Genomic DNA, 7,048 nt, shown 5'->3' with positions numbered 1-7,048 from the left:
CGGTGCCCGCTCACTGGAATCTGTCGGGCTTCGGATCACCCGCCTACTCGAACGTGCAGTTCCCCTTCCCGGTCGACGCCCCTCACCCGCCCGACGAGAACCCGATCGGCGACTACGTGCGCCTGTTCGACCTCGATGCGCCGCTCACGCACCTCCGCGGACGGATGCTGCTGCGCTTCGACGGCGTCGAGTCGGCGGCCGAGGTGCACCTCAACGGCGTGCGCCTCGGCAGCACGCGCGGAAGCCGGCTCACGCACGAGTTCGACATCACCGATGTCGTCGCGGCCGCGGGCAACGTGCTCGCCGTGCGCGTCGCCCAGTTCTCCGACGGCACGTACCTCGAGAACCAGGACATGTGGTGGCTCCCCGGCATCTTCCGCAGCGTCACCGTGCTGGGGCGACCCACCGACGGCGTCGATGACACGTTCCTCATCGCCGACTACGACCCGGCGACCGGACAGGGCACGATCGACGCCCGCATCGCGTCGACCGGATCGGTCTCGATCGAGGTTCCCGAGCTCGGCATCCGCGCGTCGGCGGATGCCGCCGCCACCCTCGACGCCGCACCGGTCGGCCGCATCGCGGTCGGCGCGGTCGAACCGTGGTCGGCCGAGACGCCGCGGCTCTACACCGCCGTGGTGTCGACGCCGACCGAGACCGTGACGATGCGGCTCGGCTTCCGCCGCGTCAGCACCGACGACGGCGTGCTTCGCGTGAACGGCCGGCCGATCATGCTGCGCGGTGTCAACCGCCACGAGCACGATCCCGAGCACGGCCGCGTCTACTCCCCCGACCTCGCCCGCCGCGATCTCGTGCTCATGAAGCAGCACAACATCAACGCCGTGCGCACGTCGCACTATCCGCCGCACCCCGACTTCCTCGACCTCGCCGATGAACTCGGCGTCTACCTCATCGACGAGTGCGACCTCGAGACGCACGAGTACGAGTACGTGCAGTGGCGCGGCAACCCCAGCGCAGACCCCGCGTGGCGCGAGGCATTCCTCGATCGCATCCGTCGCACGGTCGCTCGAGACCGCAACCACGCGAGCGTCATCATGTGGTCGCTCGGCAACGAATCGGGCACCGGGGGCAACCTCACGGCGATGGCCCGCTGGGTGCGCGAGCACGACCCGTCACGGCTCGTGCACTACGAGGGCGACTGGTCGAGCCGCGACGTCGACGTGTACTCGCGGATGTACGCATCGCACGACGAGGTCCGCCGCATCGGCGAGGAGGCCTCCGAGCCGCTCCCCATCGGCATCAGCGCCGACGAGGCGCGCCGGCGAACACTGCCGTTCATCCAGTGCGAGTTCGGTCACGCGATGGGCAACAGTCCGGGCGGCGTGCGCGAGTACTGGGACCTGTTCGAGGAGTTCCCGCGGCTGGCCGGCGGGTTCATCTGGGAGTGGGTGGAACACTCCATCACCGTCCGCGACGACAGCGGCCGGCGCGTGCATCGGTACGGCGGCGACTTCGGCGAGTCCGTGCACGACCACAACTTCGTCATCGACGGCCTCGTCAGCGCCGACCGCGAGGTGCGCCCCGGACTCGTCGACTACGCCGCGATCATCGCGCCGGTCGTGATCGGGGTCGACGAGACGCGCGAGACCGTGACGATCGGCAACCGCTACGACCACGTCACCACCGATCACCTCCGCTTCACCTGGCGACGCGAGGTCGACGGAGCGACGATCGCCTCGGGTGAATTCGACGTGCCGTCGACACCCCCGCGTACGCGCGTCGAGCTGCCCCTCCCCGCACGCGCCCGCGGCGACGTCACCGCGCGCATCGCCGACGTGATCACGGTCGGGGCCGCTCTCGCAGCGTCGACGACATGGGCCGATGCCGGTCACGTCGTCGCCACCGGGCAGCAGCTGTCCGCCGTCCCTGCCGTCGCGGCGACGCGCAGCGCACCGGGAGCCGACCGGTTCGATCGGCGCGGCGCCCCGCTCCGCCTCGGCGGACTCGACGTGCTCTCCGGCCCGCAGGTCGGGATCTGGCGCGCCCCCACCGACAACGACCTCGCCCCCGGATGGGATGAGCCCGACCTTCCGCCGATGGCGGCCCGGTGGGCGACAGCCCGCATCGACCGCATGCTGACCCGGGTGCGCTCCATCGATCACGGACCGCACTCGCTCGTGGTGGAGACCCGCACCGGGGCGCCCTCGTTCGACACGGCGATCGACGCGCGGTGGTCGTGGAGCGAGACGCCCGGCGGCCTGCTGCTCACGCTCGAGCTCGATCCGCACGGGCCGTGGGACGTCGACTGGGCGCGCCTCGGCATCGACCTCACGCTGGCGGGAGCGCCGACCGGCATGCAGTTCGCCGGCCGCGGTCCGGGCCCGAGCTACCCCGACACCGACGCGGGCGTGACGTTCGGCTGGCACGAGGTGCCGGCATCCGATCTCGTGACACCGCACGTTCGGCCGCAGGAGAGCGGATCGCGGCGCGGTGTGCGCTCGGCGATCGTCCGCACCACCGCGGGTGCCGTCCGCGTGCAGGTCGCCGGCGGCGACGCGCTCGAACACGGTGTCGCGCTCACGGTCTCACCGTGGGACCGCAGGACGCTCGCCGAGACCACCCATGCATCGGACCTGCCCGAACCGCTCGCGACGCACGTCTCGATCGACATCGCGCAGTCCGGCGTCGGCACCGCGACGTGCGGACCCGGGGTGCTCCCCCGGTACCGCGTTCCGGCGCGGCCGGCATCCTTCGCCCTCCTCTTCGACACCCCCTGACCGGAGTCCCATGTTCACCGCCGCCCTCTCGCTCGCCTCGTCGCCGGTCGTCGCCCCGGTAAACCGCCGGCTGTTCGGCTCGTTCGTCGAACACCTCGGGCGATGCGTGTACGACGGGCTCTACGAGCCCGGCCACCCGACCGCCGACGCCGACGGCTTCCGCACCGACGTGATCGAGCTCGTCCGCGAACTCGGCGTCTCGACGATCCGCTACCCGGGCGGCAACTTCGTGTCGGGGTACAAGTGGGAGGACGGCGTCGGCCCGCGCGAGGAGCGGCCGCGCCGCCGCGACCTCGCCTGGCACTCGACCGAGACGAATCAGATCGGACTCGACGAGTTCGCGCGCTGGGCGAAGACGGTCGACGCCGAGGTGATGCTGGCGGTCAACCTCGGAACCCGGGGCATCGCCGAGGCGCTCGATCTGCTCGAGTACGCCAACGGCCACCCCGGCACCGAGCTCGCCGACCGTCGCATCGCCAACGGCACCACCGAGCCGCACGCCATCCGCATGTGGTGCCTGGGCAACGAGATGGACGGCCCGTGGCAGGTCGGCCACCTCGACGCCGACGCCTACGGGCGGCTCGCGGCGCGCACTGCTGCGGCCATGCGAATGGCAGACCCCGCGCTCGAACTCGTCGCGTGCGGCTCGTCGGACTCCGGCATGCCGACGTTCGGCGCATGGGAGCGCACCGTGCTCGCCCACACCTACGACTACGTCGGCTACATCTCGTGCCACGCCTACTACGAGCCGTACGACGGCGACTACGCGTCGTTCCTCGCGTCGGGGCTCGACGTGCAGCGCTTCGTCGACTCGGTGGTGGCGGCGGCCGACGAGGTCCGTGCGGAGCGGGGCGGCGAGAAGGACATCATGCTGTCGTTCGACGAGTGGAACGTCTGGTACCACAAGGATCAGCTCGACGAGGAGGCCGCGATCGCCGCCGCCGACACGGCCGGCGCTCGCGACTGGCCGGTCGCGCCGCGGCTGCTCGAAGACGTCTACAGCGTGCTCGACGGCGTCGTGGTCGGCAGCATCCTGATCCGTCTGCTCGCGAACGCCGACCGCGTCACGTCGGCGTCACTCGCCCAACTCGTCAATGTCATCGCACCGATCACCACCGAGCCCGGCGGACCGGCCTGGCGGCAGACGACATTCTTCCCGTTCGCCGCGACCTCGCGCCTCGCGTCGGGAGTCGTCCTGCGCCCCGACGTCACCGTCGCCACGACCCCGACGTCACGGTACGGCGACGCTCCACTCGTGGATGCCGTCGCCACGTGGGATACCGAAGCCGGGGCCCTTGCGATCTTCGCGGTCAACCGCTCGCTCGATTCCGAGGCCGTCGTCACGATCGACCTCGGCGACCTCGACGTCACGACCGTCGCCGAGACCGTGCTGCTCGCCGACGACGACATCCATGCCCGCAACACGCTCGCCGATCCGGAGCGCGTCACGACGACCGGCATGCCGTGCACGCTGCAGGACGGGGTGCTCTCGTTCACCCTGCCGGCGGTGTCGTGGGCGGCGGTGTCGGCGGCCGGCTGACCGGCTGACCGTGACCGGTCAGCGGTCGACGTACCCCATGTGCAGGTCGTTGTAGCGGTCGCCCTGCACGCCCACGCGCCGGGCGAGGGCGTCGAGGTCGTCGATCTCGTCGGCCGACAGCGCGACCGCGGTCGATCCGGCGTTCTCCACGACGCGGGCGGTGCGACGGGTGCCGGGGATCGGGACGATCGACGGATGCTGCGCGAGCAGCCACGCGAGTGCGATCTGGCCGGGTGAGGCATCCTTCGACGACGCCAATGCCGCCACGTGCTCGACGAGCGCCTGGTTCGCCGCGCGATTCTCCTCGCTGAATCGCGGGATGGTGGAGCGCACGTCGCCCTCGGCGAACGACGTCGACTGGTCGACGGTGCCGGTGAGGAACCCCTTGCCGAGCGGGCTGAACGGCACGAAGCCGATGCCGAGCTCGACGAGGGTGGGCAGCACCTGCGCTTCGGGGTCACGCGTCCACAACGAATACTCGCTCTGCAGCGCCGTCACGGGGAAGGCCGCGTGAGCGCGGCGGATGGTTGCGGCCGAGGCTTCGGAGAGTCCGAAGTGGCGCACCTTGCCCTCGGCGACGAGCTCGCCCACCGTGCCGGCGACGTCTTCGATCGGCACATCCGGGTCGACGCGGTGCTGGTAGAACAGGTCGATCACGTCGGTGCGCAGGCGCTTCAGCGACGCGTCGGCGACCGCTCGGATCTGGTCGGGCCGGCTGTTGAGCCCGACCATCCGTCCGCCCTGGATGTCCCACCCGAACTTGGTCGCGATCACGACCTGGTCGCGCACCGGCGCGAGCGCCTCGCCCACGAGCTCCTCGTTCACGTACGGCCCGTACACCTCGGCGGTGTCGAAGAAAGTGACCCCCAGGTCGACGGCGGAGCGCAGCACGGCGATCATCTCGTCACGACTGCCCGGATTCGGCCCGTAGCTCTGCGACATGCCCATGCAGCCGAGGCCGATGGCTGAGACCTCGAGGTCCCGTCCGAGTGTGCGCTTGTGCATGATCAGTCCTCCGTCGCCGCGGCTGAGGCATCCGTCTCGCCGCCCTCTCGACCGTACGCGCGTCGCCTCCCGCGCGGGATGCCCTGCGAGTACCTGTCTCGTCAGGCCCTCCCACGCGGGTCCGACCCGGCGTCGATCGGGCAGCGCGAGCGCGCGCGGGTTCAGCCGGCCGTCCGCACGGCCGCCGTCTCGGCGGCGTCCTCGCCCTCGCCGGCGGGGTGCTCGTCGGTCTCACGCGAGTCGGTGAGGGTGAGCGCCCCGACGGCGGAGATGAGGCCGACGACGACAGCCAGCACCGCGAACAGCACCTGCTCGCCGTGGAAGAACGACGCCGTCAGCTCGGCGCTCCACGCCCCGTCGGGCAGCACCGTCGTGACGAGCACGGCGATGACCGTGCCGACCACGGCGGTGCCGAAGCTCGTGCCGACCTCCTGCGCCGTGTCGTTGAGGGCGGCGCCCATCGAGGTGCGGTTGTCGGGCATCGCGCCGATCAACGCGACGGCGCAGATCGTCATGACGGTGCGCAGCCCGACGGTCATGACGACCATCGCGATCGCGATCGCGAGGTAGTCGCGCTCGACGCCCCATGCCATGAGGCCCAGCCCGGCTGCCAGGAATCCAGCTCCGACGAGGCACGCGATGCGGTGGCCGAGGCGGCGCACGAGCATCTCGGTGAACGGCGTGGCGAAGATCATGGTGAGGATGAGCGGCAGGTTCGCCAGTCCCGCGAGCATCGGGCTCCAGCCCCACGCGTACTGGAAGTGCAGGATCAGCGCGAACATCACGCCCGCCATCGCGATGGCTGTGCCGATCTGGGCGATCGCCGCACCGCGCACGGTACCGCTGCGCAGCAGCCGGAGGTCGAGCATCGGCGAAGCCGCCCGGCGCTCGCGCACGATGAAACCGACGACGGATGCCGCGGCACCGGCGATCACGGAGATGGTCAGGGGCGACGTCCATCCGAACTGCACGCCGCTGGTGAGCGCGTAGCAGGCGAGACCGATGGCGAGGATGCTGAGCGCGGCGCCGGGCAGGTCGAGGCGGTCCTTCGTGAGACCGCCGGGCTCATCGGCCGGCACTCCGAAGTGCACGCCGAGGGCCGCGATCAGCGCGATCGGGGCGTTGATGATCAGGAGCCACTGCCACGGCAGATGGGTGAGGATCGTTCCGCCCAGGAGCGGACCGACGACGAAGCCCGACATGCCGACGACCATCATCAAGGTGATCGCGCGCATGCGCAGCTTCTCGTCGTCGAAGAGGCGGAAGACGAGCGAGTTGGTGATCGGCGCCATCGCGGCGGCCGCGATCCCGAGCACCGCGCGGAGAGCGATCAGCTCCGACACCTGGCTCACCAGCAGCACGGCGAGGCTCACCGTGCCGAAGATGGCGAGGCCGACCTGGAGCACGCGCCGCCGCCCGAAGCGATCGGCGATCGACCCGGCGGTGAGCAGAAGCCCGCCGAAGGTCAGCGAGTAGGCGCCGGTCACCCACTGCAGCGACGTTGTGTCGCCGCCGAGGTCGCGCCCGATCGTCGGCAGGGCGATCGACAGCAGGGTGTTGTCGACCATCTCGACGAAGAAGGCGAGGCAGAGAGCCGCGAGGGGAATCCACGCGGCCTTCAGAGAGGTGTAGGTGCGGCCGACGGCCGGGGCGGATGTCGTGGTGCTCACGGCAGCTCCTTTCTCGAACGCTGTTCGATGCTCGAACAACGTTCGATAACATAGAACATTGTTCGATGAACCGCAAGTGCGCGGTTCCCTGTGAT

At 70.6% G+C, this 7,048-nt stretch carries 4 protein-coding genes; 2 read left to right on the top strand and 2 right to left on the bottom strand.

Going from position 1 to position 7,048, the window contains the following annotated elements:
• On the top strand, positions 1 to 2,738 hold a 2,738-nt coding region (locus JOD63_RS17585), incomplete at its 5' end, for a glycoside hydrolase family 2 TIM barrel-domain containing protein (protein WP_211088161.1).
• 10 nt (positions 2,739 to 2,748) lie between these two features.
• On the top strand, positions 2,749 to 4,278 hold the full coding sequence (gene arfA, locus JOD63_RS17580) for an arabinosylfuranosidase ArfA (protein WP_045274154.1): 1,530 nt from the start codon (positions 2,749 to 2,751) through the stop codon (positions 4,276 to 4,278).
• An 18-nt stretch (positions 4,279 to 4,296) separates the two neighbouring features.
• On the opposite strand, the gene JOD63_RS17575 is transcribed toward arfA, so the two are convergent.
• Together JOD63_RS17575 and JOD63_RS17570 are read right to left on the bottom strand one after the other, a co-directional pair.
• Positions 4,297 to 5,283, bottom strand: coding sequence for an aldo/keto reductase (locus JOD63_RS17575; RefSeq protein ID WP_045274155.1), 987 nt, complete (start codon positions 5,281 to 5,283; stop codon positions 4,297 to 4,299).
• A 161-nt stretch (positions 5,284 to 5,444) separates the two neighbouring features.
• The gene (locus tag JOD63_RS17570) at positions 5,445 to 6,953 is read right to left on the bottom strand and encodes an MFS transporter (protein WP_045274156.1); all 1,509 of its coding nucleotides are present in this window, start codon (positions 6,951 to 6,953) and stop codon (positions 5,445 to 5,447) included.
• Positions 6,954 to 7,048 lie beyond the last annotated feature (95 nt).

The organism is Microbacterium terrae (assembly GCF_017831975.1).
GTDB classification, from domain to species: Bacteria; Actinomycetota; Actinomycetes; order Actinomycetales; family Microbacteriaceae; genus Microbacterium; species Microbacterium terrae.
This window is presented reverse-complemented; position numbering and strand designations above follow the sequence as displayed.

Excerpts from the sequence above, each read along its gene's own strand:
- arfA (WP_045274154.1), top strand. The coding sequence starts at position 2,749 with ATGTTCACCGCCGCCCTCTCGCTCGCCTCGTCGCCGGTCGTCGCCCCG.
- JOD63_RS17575 (WP_045274155.1), bottom strand. The coding sequence starts at position 5,283 with ATGCACAAGCGCACACTCGGACGGGACCTCGAGGTCTCAGCCATCGGC.